Genomic DNA, 16721 nt, shown 5'->3' on the forward strand with positions numbered 1-16721 from the left:
GCTACGTTGGCGGCGAATATATGCCGTCGATAGCCGGGGCGCCATCGGTGTGGACCAGGCCGCGCACCACCAGATCTTCCAGATGGGCAAGCACCGACAGGCCGGCCGCGCCATGCAGGCGCGGGTCGGTGTCTCGATAGATCGCGTCCACCATGTCCTTGATTGTCCGGTCGCCGCTGTTCATTCGCTCCAGAATTGCGCGTTCGCGCATTTTGCGATGCGTTTTCAATCCGCGCATGAAGCTGCGCGGCTCGGCCACCGGCCCACCATGACCGGGCAGCAGCAGCCGGTCGTCACGTTCGATCAGCCGATCGAGCGATGTCATGTACTCGGCCATCGCGCCATCCGGCGGTGCGACGATCGTGGTTGCCCACGCCATGACGTGATCGGCCGAGAAAAGGATGCCGGTTCCCTCCAGCGCGAAGGCCGCGTGATTGGCGGTATGGCCGGGCGTCAGCACCGTCCGGATCGCCCAGCCATCGCCGTCGATCACCATATCATCCGGCAGCGCGACGTCTGGAACGAACTCGATGTCGGCGCTGGCATCGAGCGGATTGACCTCGCCGGTGCGCAACGGCCGCGCCGGGCGATGCCGGCCCGCCGCCAGAATCACCGCACCGGTATGCTGCTTCAGCCGCGCCGCCAGCGGCGAATGGTCGCGATGCGTGTGGCTGACGAAGATATGGCTGACCGGCCTGGTCCCGATCGCTTCGAGCAGTGTTCTAAGATGTGCCTCGTCATCCGGTCCGGGATCGATCACCGCCACCGTCTCGCGACCGACGATATAACTGTTGGTTCCGTGAAAGGTGAACGGGCTTGGATTCGGGGCCGTGACGCGTTGAATACCAGGCGCAACGATCACGCCCTTGCCATAGGACGGTTCGAAGCGTGTATCGAATTTCAGCGCCATGCGAACGTCGCGACCTTTTTTGGGGCGAGGGCAAAACCGATTGCCGCATAGCACGGAAGCCAATATAGGAAAACGCAAGGCCGCGTTCGGCGGCAATCCGGAACGGGGAAGACCATGGCAATTGCAACGACGATGCGTCCGCTTATTTCTCTCGCTCTGCCCGAAAAAGGCGCGGCCCGGCTGGCAGGACAGCTTTTGCTGGCGATCGCCGGAACGTTGCTGCTGATCTTGTCTGCCAAGACCAAGGTCATGCTCGGACCGGTCGATATCTCGATGCAGACGCTCGCCGTCTTGCTGATCGCTGCCGCCTTCGGCATGCGCCTCGGCGTCGCCACGCTGCTTCTCTACATGGCTGAGGGCGCGTTGGGCCTTCCGGTCTTCCAGAGCACGCCGGAAAAGGGCATCGGCATCGCCTACATGCTCGGTTCGACCGGCGGTTATCTTGCCGGCTTCGTCGTCATGGCGACGATCGTCGGCTGGGCTGCCGACCGTGGCTGGGATCGCCATCCTATCAAGCTCTTCAATGCCATGCTGGTGGCCGAGATCGTCATGATGGCAATGGGCTTTGCCTGGCTGGCGCTGTTGATCGGCCCGGAAAAATCCTGGCAGTTCGGGGTGGTGCCCTTTATCGTCGGTGATCTGATCAAGGTTGCGCTGGCCGCGAGCCTGGTGCCAGCTGTCTGGTCGCTGCTGAAGCGTTCGTGAAGCCGGTCGAGCGGTGATTACCTGTTCTGCGCGACAGTGATTTTTCGCCGTAGTTGGTGTGGCCGTGCAGGATCTTTGTCGCTGGCGGCCGGCTTCTAGCGCGACGCCATCCGTCACATTAGCTTCAAGTCGACGGACTAAGTACCAGAACCAACGGGCGATTCGTCACGACCAGCGTAACCAAGCACCTGCGTATGGAAATAAATTGCTCGACATAGCATCTCAGCCAGCTGAAAAAGAAAGCGGCTCGGTGATTATTTAGGCACAGCTAAATTTCTGGACAATGTGTAGGAAATTCTTAACCCAACCGCCTTGACTTTAGTGGCTTGGTTGCTTGTTGGTATCCACACACTGTCGTAACCGTTGACCTGAGATCATGCCGCCGACCGCCGAAGGAAGACACGTGAGTAGCGCGGAAAAAACAACGAGCAAGGCAACAGCCCTGTCGCCTGAGCCGGCCGCCGCGCCGGCAACGCGCTGGTATGCGGCCAGCGTCTTTCCCGGGAAGGAGCATGTCGCAGAGCGGCATCTCCGGATCCAGGGATTCGAGCCCTTTGTGCCTCGCTGCGAGAAAACCGTGCGTCATGCCCGGCGGCTCGAAACCCGGTCTGCGGCGTATTTCCCGGGCTATATGTTCATCGCCCTTGACCTCGGACTGCAACGTTGGCGTTCAGTCAATGGAACATTCGGTGTGCGTTCCCTCGTTACGCAAGGCGACCGGCCTTTGCCGGTCCCCTCGGGTCTGGTAGAGCGTTTGATTGCGTTGACCGGTAAGGACGGGCTGCTTGATTTCAGCGACAGCCTCGCAGCCGGCGCTTCGGTCCGGATCCTGTCAGGCCCTTTCGCGGAAATGATCGGTCGCCTTGACCGGCTCGATCCAGCCGGAAGGGCTCGGGTTCTGGTTGCCATCATGAATGGCGAGATCCCTGTCGATCTGAATGCCAGGGATCTAGTAGCCATCGCGTAGTCGCAAGCGTAAGGCGCGGCGAGGCGATGTAAATTGTTGTAGGATCGGCTCTCGGGTTTTCACCCGGGAGTGCGGTAGCCGTCGTTAATGGGGATACGCGCTGTGTGGCGAAGTTACCTCATCGGCGCTGATTGAGAGTCCGCATATGCGAATAACAATGATTGGTGCCGGCTATGTAGGGCTCGTCTCGGGCGCCTGTTTCGCCGATTTTGGCCATCAGGTCTGCTGTGTCGATCGTGATGCGGAAAAGCTTGCCATGCTCAAGCTTGGCAAGATACCGATCTACGAGCCAGGGCTCGACGATCTCGTCACGACCAACACCCTGCAAGGTCGCTTGCGATTCGACGACAATCTGGCGGATGCGGTTTCTCAATCGGATGTCGTCTTCATCGCTGTGGGCACGCCGTCGCGGCGTGGCGACGGTCACGCCGATCTGTCCTTCGTCTACGACGCGGCCGCTGAAGTCGGCCGCTCGCTCAAGGGATTTACGGTCGTGGTGACGAAATCGACCGTCCCCGTCGGTACCGGCGATGAGGTGGAACGAATCATCCGCGAGCAAAATCCCGACGCCGATTTTGCGGTGGTTTCCAATCCGGAGTTTCTGCGCGAAGGATCGGCGATCGAGGACTTCAAGCGGCCCGATCGCATCATCGTCGGGACCGATGCCGAAAGGGCCAAAGCGGTGATGGGCGAGATCTACCGCCCGCTCTCGCTGAACGTCGCTCCGATTTTTCATACGAGCCGGCGTACGGCGGAACTCACCAAATATGCCGGCAACGCGTTTCTGGCCATGAAGATCACCTTCATCAACGAAATAGCCGATCTCTGCGAGCGGTTGGGGGCCGATGTGCAGGACGTCGCGCGCGGCATCGGCATGGACAACCGCATCGGCGCAAAGTTTCTTCACGCAGGGCCGGGCTATGGCGGCTCCTGCTTCCCGAAAGATACGCTGGCACTGGTCAAGACCGCGCAGGACGCGGCAAGCCCCGTGCGGCTTATCGAAGCGACGGTCTCGATAAACGACCAGCGCAAACGGGCGATGGCGCGCAAGGTGGTCGAGGCGTGCGACGGCTCGGTTCGCGGCAAAACCATCGGTATTCTCGGCCTCACGTTCAAGCCGAACACCGACGACATGCGCGATGCCCCCTCATTGGCCATCATTCAGGCACTCAAGGACGCGGGCGCTTCGATCAAGGCGTATGATCCGGTCGGCATGGAGCAGGCGCGCAAGATGATCGAGGGCATTGCATTCGTGGAAAGCGCCTACGCGGTAGCTGAGGGCTCGCATGCGATCGTCATCGTCACCGAGTGGAATGCGTTTCGGTCATTGGATCTGAAGCGGCTTCGTGCACTCATGGCGACGCCGGTTATGGTTGATCTGCGAAACGTCTACCGCGGCGAGGACGTCGTGAAGGAAGGCATAGCGTATTCGAGCGTCGGCCGAGAGCGGCATCCTGTCCTGTGAGCGTCCAGGTTTTCAAGGGGCCCGATTCGCGGGATTCAAATTGATCGCCACCACCATTCATTTACCCAACAAACGGCATCTCCTGCTCCGGATGCGGTTTCAGCTGCTTGGCGGATTGACGTTCGCGATTCTGCTGCCGGCGCTGATCCGCCTGTCGTTCGATCAGGAGGTAATCCGGTCACCGAACCTGCAGGTGACGATCTTTGCGGCACTTATCGCTCACATGACAGGTTATTTCATCTATAAGCGCATCGGCAATTTCCCGGGCGTTGCGGCGGCTGGGTACATCCTGCCAACCTTCGCCCTGACCTACGGTCTGGTGTTCGCGACGATCTTCTTCTTCAGATTCGACTACAGTCGGTTCCAGGCTGCGGCGAGCTTCATTCAATCGACATTGTGGTATTTTGGTTTGAGCTTGGCTACGCGGCGGCTCGATGCACACCGGCTGGCGATAATTCCTGGCGGAGACGTCAACAGGCTTGAGCACATACCGGGCGTTAACTGGCACAGGATTCATTCGCCCGACACGGTCGTCGAGTACGCGACCGGCGTGGTGGCTGATCTTCGAGCCAACCTTTCGGATGAATGGGAGCGGTATATTGCCGATCGCGCCCTCTCGGGAACGCCGGTTTATCACGTCAAGCAAATCAGTGAGTCGCTCACCGGCAGGGTAGAGATAGAGCATCTGTCTGAAAATACATTGGGATCCTTGAATCCAAACCAGGCTTACCTGAAGGTGAAGCAAGCAATAGACTTGGCTTCCGCATTGTTTGTGCTTGTCGTGTTCTCGCCATTGCTGTTGTTCGTGGCGATTGCCGTAAAGATCGATTCACCTGGACCGGCGCTATTTAGACAGAAGCGAATGGGCTACAGAGGGCATCCCTACGAGGTCTACAAGTTTCGAACGATGAAGCTCAGCGACACGGCTGCCGACGAGAAGGAAGCGGCCATCACGAAGGCCGGCGACGAACGCATCACCCGCCTGGGACAGCTCTTGAGAAAATCCAGGATCGATGAATTGCCGCAGGCCTTCAACATCCTGCGCGGCGAGATGAGCTGGATCGGTCCGCGGCCGGAAGCACTCGTGCTCTCGAACTGGTATGAGGCTGAGCTGCCATTCTATCGGTACCGTCACATCGTGCGGCCGGGCATTACCGGCTGGGCGCAAGTCAACCAGGGCCATGTTGCAGCCGTGGACGACGTCTTGGAAAAGCTTCACTACGACTTCTACTACATCAAGAATTTCTCCCCTTGGCTCGACGTGCTGATCGTGTTTCGTACCGTCCGAACCATGCTGACGGGATTTGGCGCGCGTTGACAAGGCGGCGAAGATCGCTGCTCGACGTAGCCAAGCCGCCGCTCACGAGCTTCGCAGGATGGGGATAACCACCAGCTTTTTTGAAATGGGTATTTTGCAATGTCAAAAGTTACGCTGATCACCGTTGAAAATACTGTCGTATCGACCTCGGAGAAAGCACAATGACTAGGAAGACCGCGCTTATTACCGGCATCACCGGCCAGGACGGCGCCTATCTGGCGGAACTTCTCTTGGCAAAGGGCTACGATGTCCACGGCATCAAGCGGCGGTCGTCGTCGTTCAATACGGGTCGTATCGATAATCTCTATCAGGATCCGCATGAAAAGAACGTAAGGCTGTCGTTGCATTATGGCGACATGACGGACGCTACCAACCTCATCCGCATCGTCCAGGAAGTGCAGCCAGACGAGATTTATAATCTCGCCGCACAATCGCATGTCCAGGTGAGCTTCGAGACCGCGGAGTATACGGCGAACGCCGACGCGATCGGTACATTGCGCCTTCTCGAAGCCATCCGGCTGCTTGGCCTGACAAAAAAGACGCGTTTCTATCAGGCATCGACTTCCGAGCTCTACGGCAAGGTGCAGGAGATCCCGCAGCGCGAGACGACGCCTTTCTATCCTCGGTCACCGTATGCGGCGGCAAAGATCTACGCCTACTGGATCACCGTGAATTACCGCGAAGCTTACGACATCCATGCTTCGAACGGCATCCTGTTCAACCATGAGAGCCCGATGCGCGGCGAGACATTCGTTACCCGCAAGATCACGCGCGCGGCCGCCGCAATCAGCCTCGGCCTTCAGGACAAGCTCTATCTCGGCAATCTGTCGGCTGAACGGGATTGGGGACATGCTCGCGACTATGTCGAAGGTATGTGGAGAATTCTTCAGCATGAGGTGCCCGACGATTATGTCCTTGCAACTGGGGTCAAGAACTCGGTCCGCCGCTTTGTCGAGCTTGCGTTCAACGAAGTCGGGACCGAAATCCAGTGGGTTGGTTCCGGAATCGAAGAAAAAGGCATCGACGCGAAATCCGGCGCCGTTCTGGTCGAAGTGGATCCGCGCTATTTCAGACCGACCGAAGTAGAGCTTTTGATCGGTGATCCCTCGAAGGCGAAGAGCGTTCTCGGGTGGAAGGCAACTACATCGCTGGCGACAATGATCCAGGAGATGGTCCAGTCCGACCTCGAAACGGTAAAGCGGGAATCCGAGCACCGGCGCCTGGACGAAGATCGGATGCGCGTTGCGGCCCAGTAAGCAGCGTCGGACCGGATTGACATGAAGATCTCGGTTCTGACGGTCTGCCGAAATTCGGCCGCGACCATCAAGCATACGATTGACAGCTTCTTTGCCCAGAATCATGCGGACAAGGAACTGGTAGTCGTCGATGGCGGTTCGTCGGACGAGACACTGGATATAGTCAGGTCCTACCCACAGGACCAGCTCCGGCTGATCAGCGAGCCGGACAGCGGAATGTATGATGCGCTCAACAAGGGGCTGCGCCTCTATACGGGTGATGCGGTAGGCGTGCTGAATTCCGACGATTGCTTTCACGACCGAACGGTGCTGGGGCGGATTTCCGCAGGGTTGGAACACGCCGACATTGTGCATGGCGATCTAAACTTCGTGGAAAACCATCTGAGCAAGACGGTTGTGCGGCGCTGGCGTGCTGCTCCCAGGCCCCTCAAAGGTTTTCGGACGGGTTGGATGCCAGCTCACCCGACGTTTTACGCTAAGCGGAAGGTCGCCGAAGCAGTAGGTGCATTCGACCTTAACCTGAAAGTCGCGTCAGATTATGATTGGATGTTGCGGGCCGTCGAACTCTATGAATTCAAATCTGCGAAGTGTGATCACATCTTAATAGATATGATGGTTGGCGGGGCTAGCACTAGCAGTCTTATGTCATATATCAACCATAACATGGAGGCGTTGCGAGCAAGACGTCGATGGCTCGGTTCAGGCATAGTTGACTACGCACTGGTGGCGAAGCCGGCGCGCAAGCTTGGGCAACTTGTTTTCACAAATGCTTAAGCAGCTATTCCTCGCCGTCTTTTGGTGCCGACCTCGGAGGCGTTTTTGAGGGGACGAAATCATTTCCCAAGTGTGCGCCGCCGATATCGTCGCGTGCCGAGAATCAAGTTACCTGCCAGCCAGCAGAGTCCGACATACTCAAGGCGGAACTTATGCCGGTCCAAAACTCGCCAAGTATCATACCCAGGTAAAACGTTCGATTGGCGCCGCGTCAGAAAGTCGGTAGGACGCAATAGCCAATTTGGTATTAAGCGATCAAATATCTTATGAGCTCTCAATTTGATCGGGATGAACATTACTTGTTATTAATGTATAGCAACAATGTAGATTGGGAATTAGTAGCGTGACAAAGCTATATGAGAGTAGAAAAAGGATCTTAGTAACCGGCGGCGCAGGTTTTTTGGGTTCGCATTTAATAGACCGACTGCTTCGCGATGGTAACGAAGTTGTATGCGCTGACAATCTTTTCACCGGCAGCAAGAGAAATATAGATCATCTCCACACAAATCCTCGGTTCGAATTTCTCAGGCATGATGTTTGCTTCCCGCTTTATGTGGAGGTTGATGAAATTTATAATCTTGCTTGCCCAGCTTCTCCGATTCATTATCAGCATGATCCAGTGCAGACAACTAAAACTTCGGTGCATGGCGCCATTAATATGCTCGGACTCGCTAAGCGACTTAGGTGCAAGATCCTGCAAGCATCGACAAGCGAAGTTTACGGGGATCCCTTCATACATCCGCAGACTGAAGAATATTGGGGCAACGTAAATCCTATCGGCCCCCGTTCGTGCTATGATGAAGGCAAGCGATGCGCCGAAACACTATTTTTTGACTATCATCGGCAGCACAATTTGAAGATAAAAGTAATGAGAATATTTAATACATATGGTCCGCGTATGCATCCAAACGACGGCAGAGTTGTTTCCAATTTCATAATGCAGGCACTGAGAGGCGAGCATCTTACTATTTATGGCAAAGGGGATCAAACAAGATCGTTTTGTTATGTCGACGATCTAATCGACGGGATGGTGCGTTTGATGGACTCTAGTGATGAGATCACTGGGCCAATCAACATTGGAAATCCGGTCGAATTTACAATAAAGGAGCTGGCCGAAGAGATTACAGCGAGGGTCAGGTCTAAATCGTCGCTCGTTTTTTTGCCCCTTCCCCTTGATGATCCTAAGCAAAGGCAGCCGGACATATCGAGAGCTCAAGCAATACTTAATTGGAGCCCAAAGATGCAGCTAAGGGAGGGGCTTGAGCATACGATCCGCTATTTTGAGACTTTCCTCGATAGGGATGACGATCGGTGAAACGGGTTTTACACACTGAAAAACGGTGGCTGTTTAGTAAGAGATATCCATGCGCTCAGTTCTGAAAACGATAAACTTCATCTTGGCTCATCCCCTTTGCTCAGGGCGACCGTGGAGCGCGTTGTGGCGGTATGTAAGATGGCAGGTTGAGAGCGCGATACGGCATGAGGTAGAGTTCAAATGGATGGAGGGAGCCCGGTTGGTCGTCCGGAAAGGTATGACCGGTGCTACCGGCAATATCTATTGCGGCCTACATGAATTCTCAGACATGGCATTCGTGCTCCATTTTCTGCGACCGGACGACAACTTTCTAGACGTTGGCGCTAACGTTGGGAGCTATTCTGTCTTGGCATCGGCTGTGTGTGGAGCGCGAACAGTTGCGATCGAGCCGGATTCGACGACAATAGGCTTTCTGACCCGCAACGTGAATGTCAACAGAATTCAGAGCCGCGTCACAATTATCGAAGCGGCGTTGGGTGCCACACAGGGGTCAGCAGAATTCACAGTTGGACGCGACACCAGGAACAAACTAGCAAAAATATAGTGATAATGAGAGCAAACAACTCTCAAGACGAGACGGTAGTGAAACGCGCCTTGTTCGAGTTGACACTCTGGATGAAATCGCCCGTAATGCAATTCCAATCTTGATGAAGATTGATGTCGAGGGTGCCGAAGTGGATGTTATTGCAGGGGCCGCAAATACACTAGCGAACCCAAAATTAATGGCGATTCTAATCGAAACGGTTGATGATGAGGTCAGAGAAGCGTTGAACCATTTTGGGTTTGTCGAAGTATACTACGAGCCGCGATCTAGACTTCTATCTCAGGGGAAAGACCGGGCAGCAAGAAGGGCGAACTTCCTTTTTGTGCGCTCTATAGACGCATGTTCTCAGCGGGTGAAACGTGCTCAGCAGCGAGAAATTCTTCACCAGTTCATATAAATTAGGAACAGCCCGATGCTAATTACAATATGAAGACGGTTGTCCATACGGACTTTGGGCGGAACGCGACGAAATACATCAAGGATCGGGTAACTAAGTGGTAACAATAGCTGTCGAAAATTCTACTTGGAACAACATAGGAGACGCATTCTACCAAATGTCGATCCTCGAGACGCTGCGGCGTACACTGACGGAGCATAAGATCGTTTCGTTTGACGGACCTATTCTCCGCGCTTTCCGGCCAGGAAAATTCTCCAAAAATGTCTTTGATGTAAGAGAATGGACGGAGGCTGATCATTATGTGTTTTCAGGCCCCATTTTACACCGCTTTGTAGAGAATTATGGAGAGATCATAAAGAGAATATTTGAGCGAGGTGCAAGCTATAGCTTTCTGAGTGTTCACTCAAACGCTTCCGAAAGTGAGTTGGTGCCGATCGCGGAGTTTTTAAGGAAATACCCGCCAACGGCAATCCATACTAGGGACCACGCCACTTTTCAGAAGATTGGTCATCTCTCCAATTCTGGACTGGACGGGATATGCTTTGCTTTTTTCGTTTCGTACATTGAAGGAATACCCCGTCTCACCCCCAGAGGTCCGTACATCTGCTCAAGCTTTCATGGCATTCCAGAACCCTTACTACGACTGTCATCTCCTATGTCGGAGTCGTTTGCAGAGGCTGGCGTGAGTTTTCAATTGAGAGCTGGTGGGAAAAGCTGGAGAATTGCCCGTCACCTGGACTTCCTTAGACAATATCCAACCAAGGTTGGACGATGGGGCATAGTGAGACCTGTCCATGGGTTCTATCCAATGCCACATTTGACATTTTCTCGCAGAGATTCCTACATCACTTACAACCCGTTAAATTTCTTGTCGATTTACAAGTATTGCGATGGCGTCCTAACAGATAGGGTTCACGCAGGCGTGGCAGGACTTTCGTTTGGCAAACCGGCTCGGGTTTTGAAGGTAGATAGAAGATTTGAACTATTTTCAAAGGCCCCACTTACCGTAGTTAACGGCGTGTTCACCCTCGACAAGGAGCGGTTGCACCAAGAATACCAACGGCATTGTGATTGGTTGCGAACTGACTTCGCTGGATCAATCGGCACTGGATCGTAGGTAAATGATCACCGCGAGCCCGCCGGGAAGGTGGATAGGCTTTATTTTTGGATCTCTAACAGCCTCATTTGTAGTTTTCGGCGCTGGCTTGGTATCAGGCATTATCGCTGCTCGAGCGCTTGGGCCGGAAGGTCGTGGCATCCTAGCAGTAGTTCTGACATTGGGAAACACATTGGTTTCGCTGGTCCAGATTCCGATCTCTGACGCCGTCATACTACAGAAGGGTAGTTCCCCGTCAGGGGGCAGTGCTGTCGAGAGGGCCAGCGTAGTGATGGCGCGGAATTTGTCGCTGATATTGGCCCCTGTCTGTGCCACTGTCATGTTTTTCATTATGTCCTCATACGGAGGGATACCAACAATTCCCGCAGTTATGTTTGTTGCTGCCATGACAGCGTTAGGGATTATCGGCGATGTCTATCGAGGTATATTGCGATCGCGAGGTGAGTTCTATCTGCTGCAGATATTTTTCGTAATGCAGCCGCTGATTTACTGTTTATTATGCGGTGTGTTGGCTATGTATAAAGCTCCTGTCAGTTATTTTATCGTCGCGCAAACAGGGAGCATCATTATCGTATTCCTCGTAAGGGGGGGCATTGTTCGCGTTCCAAAGAGCGGAGTGGAGCATTGGCCAATAATTAAGAAGCTGTTCGAGATTGCATTACCAGTTCACGGTATTGGGATCGTCAGAATGTTCACCGCTCAAGCTGATCGGTTAGCCGTAGTATGGCTTTCTCAATCCGAGGTGGTCGGCTTGTACTCGGTTGCTGTAACGGTCTCTTCGCTGTTTGTGGGGATGTTTAGCACAGCGATAAGATCAGTCACCTTGCCGGCCCTTGTGCAGCGCAAGGAACCGGAGCTAGCACGTGTTATAATTCGAATGTTGAGACTGACATGGGTAGCTTCATTAGCTGGAGGATTGCTGACGTGTGTGGTCTGTCCTATTCTTGTGCCGGTCTTGTTTGGTAAGGAATTTTCGTCGTCGTCAAATATGATTTACCTGCTATCCTTGTCGGTGGTATTAAATTCTGCCAGGGACATATTATGTGAAGTGTGCAAAATCTACGGAATGAATCGCATAGTATTAGCGGGAAATCTGGTGTTTTTGGGTGCCTTTTGCCCTATGTCGGTTGGGCTTTTTAACGTGGTGGGTGTCTATGGCATTATAATCGCGGGAACTTTCAGCAATTTCGCAAGTACTGTGTACATTTCTAAGAAGGTTGAAAAGCTGGTCCCCGCAGTTTCGATCAAAACGTGGATTTTCCCAACAAGCGCGACTGTTAAGGATTTGGTGTTGATGGTCCGCAACTTCGCATTTCGCAGATAATGCAGATAATGAGGAGAGACGCGAAGCTGTCTGGGGCCGATATCGATCGAAGTCGTTGAGGTCACGCGCTCAACCTCTACGACTGTGCCAGGCAGCCCGAACTAAGTTCGGCTGCGACCCGGCTTCGTCGGGGCGTAGTGAGGCCCGGCGGTGGCCCAATGCTGAGCAAAGGAAAGCTTTCCTGATGATCCGCTCGGGAGGAATTATGGTTTCGATACAATGCGGCTTGGCCGCGCCGGTTCTGACGCTTTGCAGGAAACCTAGCGACTGACGCTTTCGGCCGTGTCGGCAAGCGCCACGCCGATCATCTTAGGCCGAGATGGCCGGAACAGATACTCCTGATCAACACCGTCTTCATCGATCTTGCGCCGGCAAGGCATTGAGGACTTCACTGGCTATGATCCTGTCGCCAAAGGGGACCGTCGTCCAAGATCACCGCCGCTTAACCACCAAGCTGGCCTCCGCTTCCCAGATAAGGTGCTCAGCCAGGATGCTCCTCAAGCCCATCGGCATCCAGATTGACCGCGGTTCCGGTAGGCGGCCAAAACGCCATCGAGCCATTCTCGCGGAATTCAGTGGGCGGTCGAACTATGCAAGAATTTTAACGAGTTCTTTGTCGCCCGCAAACTTTCCATCAGATCGAGTGGCTCTAGCTAGCTACAGCCCCCAAGATGCCTGCGCGTGCCGACACATTGTCATCAAGGACCACAGCGTTCTCAGCAGCGGAGCCACCCCGTCTGGTCTGTTTTGAACCAGACAGCGGGTTACTTTTTTGCGGGCCAAGTTTAGAGCTGAAGGGTATTGCGAAAAGACAGCTTTGGTTCAACGCACGCAGTTTCGCTCTTTTTTGCATCATGCCTGTGGTGCAAAATACCTCCGACGGCTATATCGGGCTCAGGCGCCACGATGGATGGGATCGATGACTCCAGTAGGTCCAGTGACCTGACAGGCAGTAGCGAGCTGCAGATTGTTTTCGCGGAACACAAAAGATAGTTCAAGGGAAATCTGATAGACGCCGGTGCAACAACGATGCTGAGTGAAACAATATCATATCAAATACTAATATTCACTACAGGACTACTGTTAATCCTAGGCCTCTCTAAGCCAAATGGATATCTTAGGCTGCCAACTCTGTTTTCGGTCGTATACGCGGGCTGGGTGATCCCGCAAATAAGTCAGCTCCGCTATCAATTGAGCCCTCCGGATCTTAGTTACCTGGCGATACTGAATTTGTTTTGCGCTGCTTGCCTTCTAAGCGTAGAAGTTGGGTGGCGATGGGGTCAGAGCACACAAATCATTGGGGCACGCCCAACGCGACCTAAGTTTCGCGTATCCTACATAGGACTCATCAGGGTCGCAGCCGTTATAACTGCGATCTCATGGGCAATGTCGCTTGCAATGGGAATGCGAGATTTGGATGAGCGTAACGTCACTATGTGGACGGGGCCAATTACAATCATGTATTTCTTTTTCAATCTAAAGGTTCTTTCACTATTCCTATCAATTTACCTTGCCCTCACCTATAAAACAAGGCTGTCATACGTTATACTTTTTGCGAATTCGATGTTATATTTGCCGCTGTTGATTATATACTTTAGGAGGAGAGCAATGGCGGAGGTGTTTATTTGCACTTCGTTGGCTTTTTGGTTTGCTCGACGTGCTGTATTGCCCCGCCTGGCTTTGGTAATGATCCTTCCAATAGGCACCTTTGTTGTTTTTGGGATCAGCGCCCTGAGAGGCCTTGCCCGCGGTGACGGAACCTCAGAATGGCAAATGCCCGGTCTTTCAGAGATTTCTTCAATCGACTTTTGGGCACTGACACCCTTCGCGTCCGCGGAACAAGTCCCCGAATTGACAAACGCTTTCTATCTAATACGGCTTTCAAACGAACTCGGGTTTCACACTTGGGGAGCTGAAAGTTGGAACAGAATCGTGTTCCAATGGATACCCGCTCAAATTGTCGGCGTAGAAATTAAGAGCTCACTCATGTTCGATCTCGGCGTCGCCAACCTGCTGAGCAATTCCTATAACTTCGGCGCGCGCACCGGCGCGACGTCAACGGCTATGGGTCTAGCCTACATGGAATTTGGTCCACTCGGGATCATATTTTTCATTGTTGTTGCGTACGTCATGGGCAGGTGGTGGGTCCGTGCTAACAGTGGGGATGTGTGGGCGATGGCACTCTACACGTGTGGACTTACACTCGGGGCAATCATGCCAACGTCCTATCCAATCGTCTTCTTAAATCTCATGATGCTATACGGTGGGGCGCTATTTGCTTCACGACGCCTACTCAACCCTGCGCACCAAGAATCTCATCGGCCCTCGCATAAAGCTGGCGGGGGGAAGTTTCGTGTCCAATATTAATATTGCGTATTTTTCCCAGCCTGCGGTAGCGCCGCATCAGAACATGATGCTGGCGTATCTAAAGGAGAACCACTCTCATGAATATACGATCCGCGAGGTAAAAATACCTAGAGGAAAGGGAGTGTTCGATCAGGCGTGGACCGTAATGAAAGTCATGCACTTCTGCCTGTTTCACAGGGAGGACGTTTTATATTTCTCGGGGTTTGTCAGTGCAAGATATGCATATCTTGCATATGCGCTCGGCCACCGCAGATGGGTGTATCACTCCCAAGATTGGATTTTTGACAGAAAGGATTTTAGGGCCCAGCTCGAAAGGGTCGTTGTTCGCAACGCGCCTGCGGTGATCTGGAACGAACACATTCGAGCTAGGGCTGCGCGCAAGGTTTCGGGTAGGCGGTCCGCCATACATGTAGTCCCGACTTATCTCCCGATCGCGTACACCCTGCCGGATCCTTGTCCAAATTTGAGGGAAAAAATTAAAAATAACGGCATCCAGTGCTCGGACCAAACTGCAATTGTATTTGCGGGAGGGTACTCTGAGGCGCGAATGTCTAAATACCTGGTCGCCGCCTTTGAAAAGGTGGACGAGAATTGTGTCTTGGTTTTCACCGGATCAGAGCGAGTTCCTCGGCCGTGGCCGCGAAATGTTATGGATCTCGGAGAATTAAGCTACAAGGAAATGCTCTCGGTAGTGTCTGCCTCTGATATTGGAATTCTGCTTTACGACTACAAGAAGAGCTTCGGGAACAGGATTCAACAGCCTGGCAGACTTACAGAATATCTTCGAGCCGGTCTGTCCGTGATATCGACACCGTTCCCCGTGGCTAAGAGGATTGAACGCGAATTAGACTCGTATATATGTGTGAATGGCTATGATGTTGAAGAATTGAGAGTTGCGTTGAAGTCTCTTTGTAGCACTGTGTGTGTGAGGCGCAACAACCGCTCAAGAATAATCACTTATGCGGTTGACAACCTGGGCTACGAGAGGGCCGCAAAGAAAGTGATATCTGAAATAATTGAGAATCACCTAAATGACAACTAAAGTCGTTGTTCAGCAGATCGGCGCCCGGATGGATTACGCTGTTGCTCGCGGGCTACATAATCAGAACATGCTGGCGAAACTTGTTACAGATCTGCATCTGCCAAAATGGATAGCCGAGATGAGTGGGAAGGCTCGCCGTTACGAGTCTGGAATGGAACCAGAAGTGGTTTCGAGTTCCATCGTCAGCGGTTTTCTCTACAAGGCTTTCCTTCGTGCTGGAAGCGGCGCTGTATGGCCTCACATATTTGCGGCCGAGGCCATAGCTCCGCGGACAGTTAAAGCGGTGAGAGAAACGAAGGCCAGAATTCTCTATGGCTATGACACTGCATTGCTCCCCGTGATTCCGCAGGTCCAGGAGCTTGGCTGCGATGTGGTCTTGGAACAGTGCATTGCCCCTCGTCGTCATCTAATTGAACAGTTGCCGAGGCTGTCGAAGAAGCTGGCTGAAATAGGGATTTCGCAGACGGAAGCCGGTATCCGGGAATTATTCGGGTATTTGGAGCTGTTGTCCGCGATTGAACAATCAGAGTGGCGAGGAGCCTCGCTTATAGTGTGTCCATCTGAGTTTGTTAAGGATGAACTTGTTAAGTCGGGAGTTCCGCCAGAGCGTATTGTCATCATACCTTACGGAGTAAATGTAGCTTCTGGTGGTATAGCGAGGAAGCCTGTAAATCTGAGTGGCATGCCAAAGGTTGCATTTGTCGGTGGCTTCTCATACAGGAAAGGCGCTATCGAGTATTGCAGATTGGCAGAGCGATACGCTCAAACCGCAGAGTTTCACTGCTTTGGTACCGTTATGATTCCAGAAAAGGTAATGAGGGGGGTTTCCGGAGGCGTTGTCTTTCGAGGACATCTTTCCAGAGAGCATCTGTTTCGCGAATTGGCCGGGTTCGATATACTGGTGCTGCCTTCGTACTCAGAAGGCTCCGCCACTGTAATATATGAGTGCATGGCGTTAGGTCTTGTATGTGTCGTTAGTAAAGAATGTGGATCTGTTATAAGGACAGGTATTGACGGAGTAGTGTTTGATGCTGGGGATGATGAGGGGCTTTACAGCGCTTTCGAGGAAGTAGCCTCGTCACCAAATTTAAGAGCGGTGTTTGCTAGAGAGGCTGAGGCAACGTCTAGAAGATATACGAGAGAAGGCTACGGATTGCGCGTGACTGAAGCGATAAACTTGTTCAGAAACACCTTGCAGTAATGGCGGACGTGTTGGGAAT

General features: G+C 53.3%; 14 protein-coding genes and 1 pseudogene. 14 read left to right on the plus strand and 1 reads right to left on the minus strand.

Features of this window, described 5'->3' with window-relative positions:
* Position 1: 1 nt before the first annotated feature.
* Positions 2–910 carry an MBL fold metallo-hydrolase gene (locus NKH90_RS25680; RefSeq protein ID WP_352821684.1) on the minus strand — a complete coding sequence of 303 codons (909 nt, stop codon included), beginning with the start codon at positions 908–910 and terminating at the stop codon, positions 2–4.
* A gap of 114 nt (positions 911–1024) precedes the next feature.
* Here NKH90_RS25680 and NKH90_RS25685 point away from each other — a divergent pair, with 114 nt between their 5' ends.
* The 14 genes and pseudogenes from NKH90_RS25685 to NKH90_RS25750 all read left to right on the plus strand — a co-directional run bounded on the left by NKH90_RS25685 (position 1025) and on the right by NKH90_RS25750 (position 16702).
* Positions 1025–1615: a biotin transporter BioY gene (locus NKH90_RS25685; RefSeq protein ID WP_352821687.1), complete on the plus strand. Its 591-nt coding sequence runs from the start codon at positions 1025–1027 to the stop codon at positions 1613–1615.
* Between the two features lie 403 nt (positions 1616–2018).
* Positions 2019–2582 (plus strand): transcription termination/antitermination protein NusG, encoded by a 564-nt coding sequence (gene nusG / locus NKH90_RS25690; protein WP_352821689.1) that lies wholly within the window; start codon positions 2019–2021, stop codon positions 2580–2582.
* A gap of 145 nt (positions 2583–2727) precedes the next feature.
* Entirely contained in the window at positions 2728–4047 is a 1320-nt protein-coding gene (locus NKH90_RS25695) for a UDP-glucose dehydrogenase family protein (RefSeq protein ID WP_352821691.1), read from the plus strand.
* A gap of 40 nt (positions 4048–4087) precedes the next feature.
* Complete coding sequence (locus NKH90_RS25700) at positions 4088–5365, plus strand: sugar transferase (RefSeq protein ID WP_352821693.1); 1278 nt, start codon at positions 4088–4090, stop codon at positions 5363–5365.
* A 161-nt stretch (positions 5366–5526) separates the two neighbouring features.
* Positions 5527–6621 carry a GDP-mannose 4,6-dehydratase gene (gmd, locus tag NKH90_RS25705; RefSeq protein WP_352821695.1) on the plus strand — a complete coding sequence of 365 codons (1095 nt, stop codon included), beginning with the start codon at positions 5527–5529 and terminating at the stop codon, positions 6619–6621.
* Between the two features lie 21 nt (positions 6622–6642).
* Positions 6643–7395, plus strand: a complete 753-nt coding sequence (locus tag NKH90_RS25710) for a glycosyltransferase family 2 protein (protein WP_352821698.1) — start codon at positions 6643–6645, stop codon at positions 7393–7395.
* A gap of 343 nt (positions 7396–7738) precedes the next feature.
* Positions 7739–8710, plus strand: coding sequence for a UDP-glucuronic acid decarboxylase family protein (locus tag NKH90_RS25715; protein ID WP_352821701.1), 972 nt, complete (start codon positions 7739–7741; stop codon positions 8708–8710).
* 268 nt (positions 8711–8978) lie between these two features.
* Positions 8979–9254, plus strand: a complete 276-nt coding sequence (locus NKH90_RS25720; protein WP_352821704.1) for an FkbM family methyltransferase — start codon at positions 8979–8981, stop codon at positions 9252–9254.
* Positions 9255–9276: 22 nt separating this feature from the next.
* Positions 9277–9651 (plus strand): annotated as a pseudogene (locus NKH90_RS25725) (FkbM family methyltransferase); the annotation flags it as partial.
* Between the two features lie 808 nt (positions 9652–10459).
* Positions 10460–10768: a polysaccharide pyruvyl transferase family protein gene (locus NKH90_RS25730; RefSeq protein ID WP_352821775.1), complete on the plus strand. Its 309-nt coding sequence runs from the start codon at positions 10460–10462 to the stop codon at positions 10766–10768.
* A 4-nt stretch (positions 10769–10772) separates the two neighbouring features.
* Complete coding sequence (locus NKH90_RS25735; protein WP_352821707.1) at positions 10773–12092, plus strand: lipopolysaccharide biosynthesis protein; 1320 nt, start codon at positions 10773–10775, stop codon at positions 12090–12092.
* A 1608-nt stretch (positions 12093–13700) separates the two neighbouring features.
* Positions 13701–14459 (plus strand): hypothetical protein, encoded by a 759-nt coding sequence (locus NKH90_RS25740; protein ID WP_352821710.1) that lies wholly within the window; start codon positions 13701–13703, stop codon positions 14457–14459.
* A complete protein-coding gene (locus tag NKH90_RS25745) occupies positions 14446–15501 on the plus strand; it encodes a glycosyltransferase family protein (protein ID WP_352821712.1) in 1056 nt (351 codons plus the stop codon). The genes NKH90_RS25740 and NKH90_RS25745 overlap by 14 nt, the downstream gene beginning before the upstream one ends.
* Positions 15491–16702, plus strand: coding sequence for a glycosyltransferase family 4 protein (locus NKH90_RS25750; RefSeq protein WP_352821714.1), 1212 nt, complete (start codon positions 15491–15493; stop codon positions 16700–16702). Before NKH90_RS25745 ends, NKH90_RS25750 begins: the two co-directional genes overlap by 11 nt.
* Positions 16703–16721: the final 19 nt, after the last annotated feature.

The organism is Mesorhizobium sp. M0898 (assembly GCF_040319695.1).
Lineage (GTDB): Bacteria > Pseudomonadota > Alphaproteobacteria > Rhizobiales > Rhizobiaceae > Mesorhizobium.

Bases quoted from the DNA above. Each gene is read 5' to 3' on its own strand.
- NKH90_RS25680 (WP_352821684.1), bottom strand. From the start codon at position 910: ATGGCGCTGAAATTCGATACACGCTTCGAACCGTCCTATGGCAAGGGC.
- NKH90_RS25685 (WP_352821687.1), top strand. From the start codon at position 1,025: ATGGCAATTGCAACGACGATGCGTCCGCTTATTTCTCTCGCTCTGCCC.
- NKH90_RS25695 (WP_352821691.1), top strand. From the start codon at position 2,728: ATGCGAATAACAATGATTGGTGCCGGCTATGTAGGGCTCGTCTCGGGC.
- gmd (WP_352821695.1), top strand. From the start codon at position 5,527: ATGACTAGGAAGACCGCGCTTATTACCGGCATCACCGGCCAGGACGGC.
- NKH90_RS25710 (WP_352821698.1), top strand. From the start codon at position 6,643: ATGAAGATCTCGGTTCTGACGGTCTGCCGAAATTCGGCCGCGACCATC.
- NKH90_RS25720 (WP_352821704.1), top strand. From the start codon at position 8,979: ATGGCATTCGTGCTCCATTTTCTGCGACCGGACGACAACTTTCTAGAC.
- NKH90_RS25730 (WP_352821775.1), top strand. From the start codon at position 10,460: ATGCCACATTTGACATTTTCTCGCAGAGATTCCTACATCACTTACAAC.
- NKH90_RS25735 (WP_352821707.1), top strand. From the start codon at position 10,773: ATGATCACCGCGAGCCCGCCGGGAAGGTGGATAGGCTTTATTTTTGGA.
- NKH90_RS25740 (WP_352821710.1), top strand. From the start codon at position 13,701: ATGGCGGAGGTGTTTATTTGCACTTCGTTGGCTTTTTGGTTTGCTCGA.
- NKH90_RS25750 (WP_352821714.1), top strand. From the start codon at position 15,491: ATGACAACTAAAGTCGTTGTTCAGCAGATCGGCGCCCGGATGGATTAC.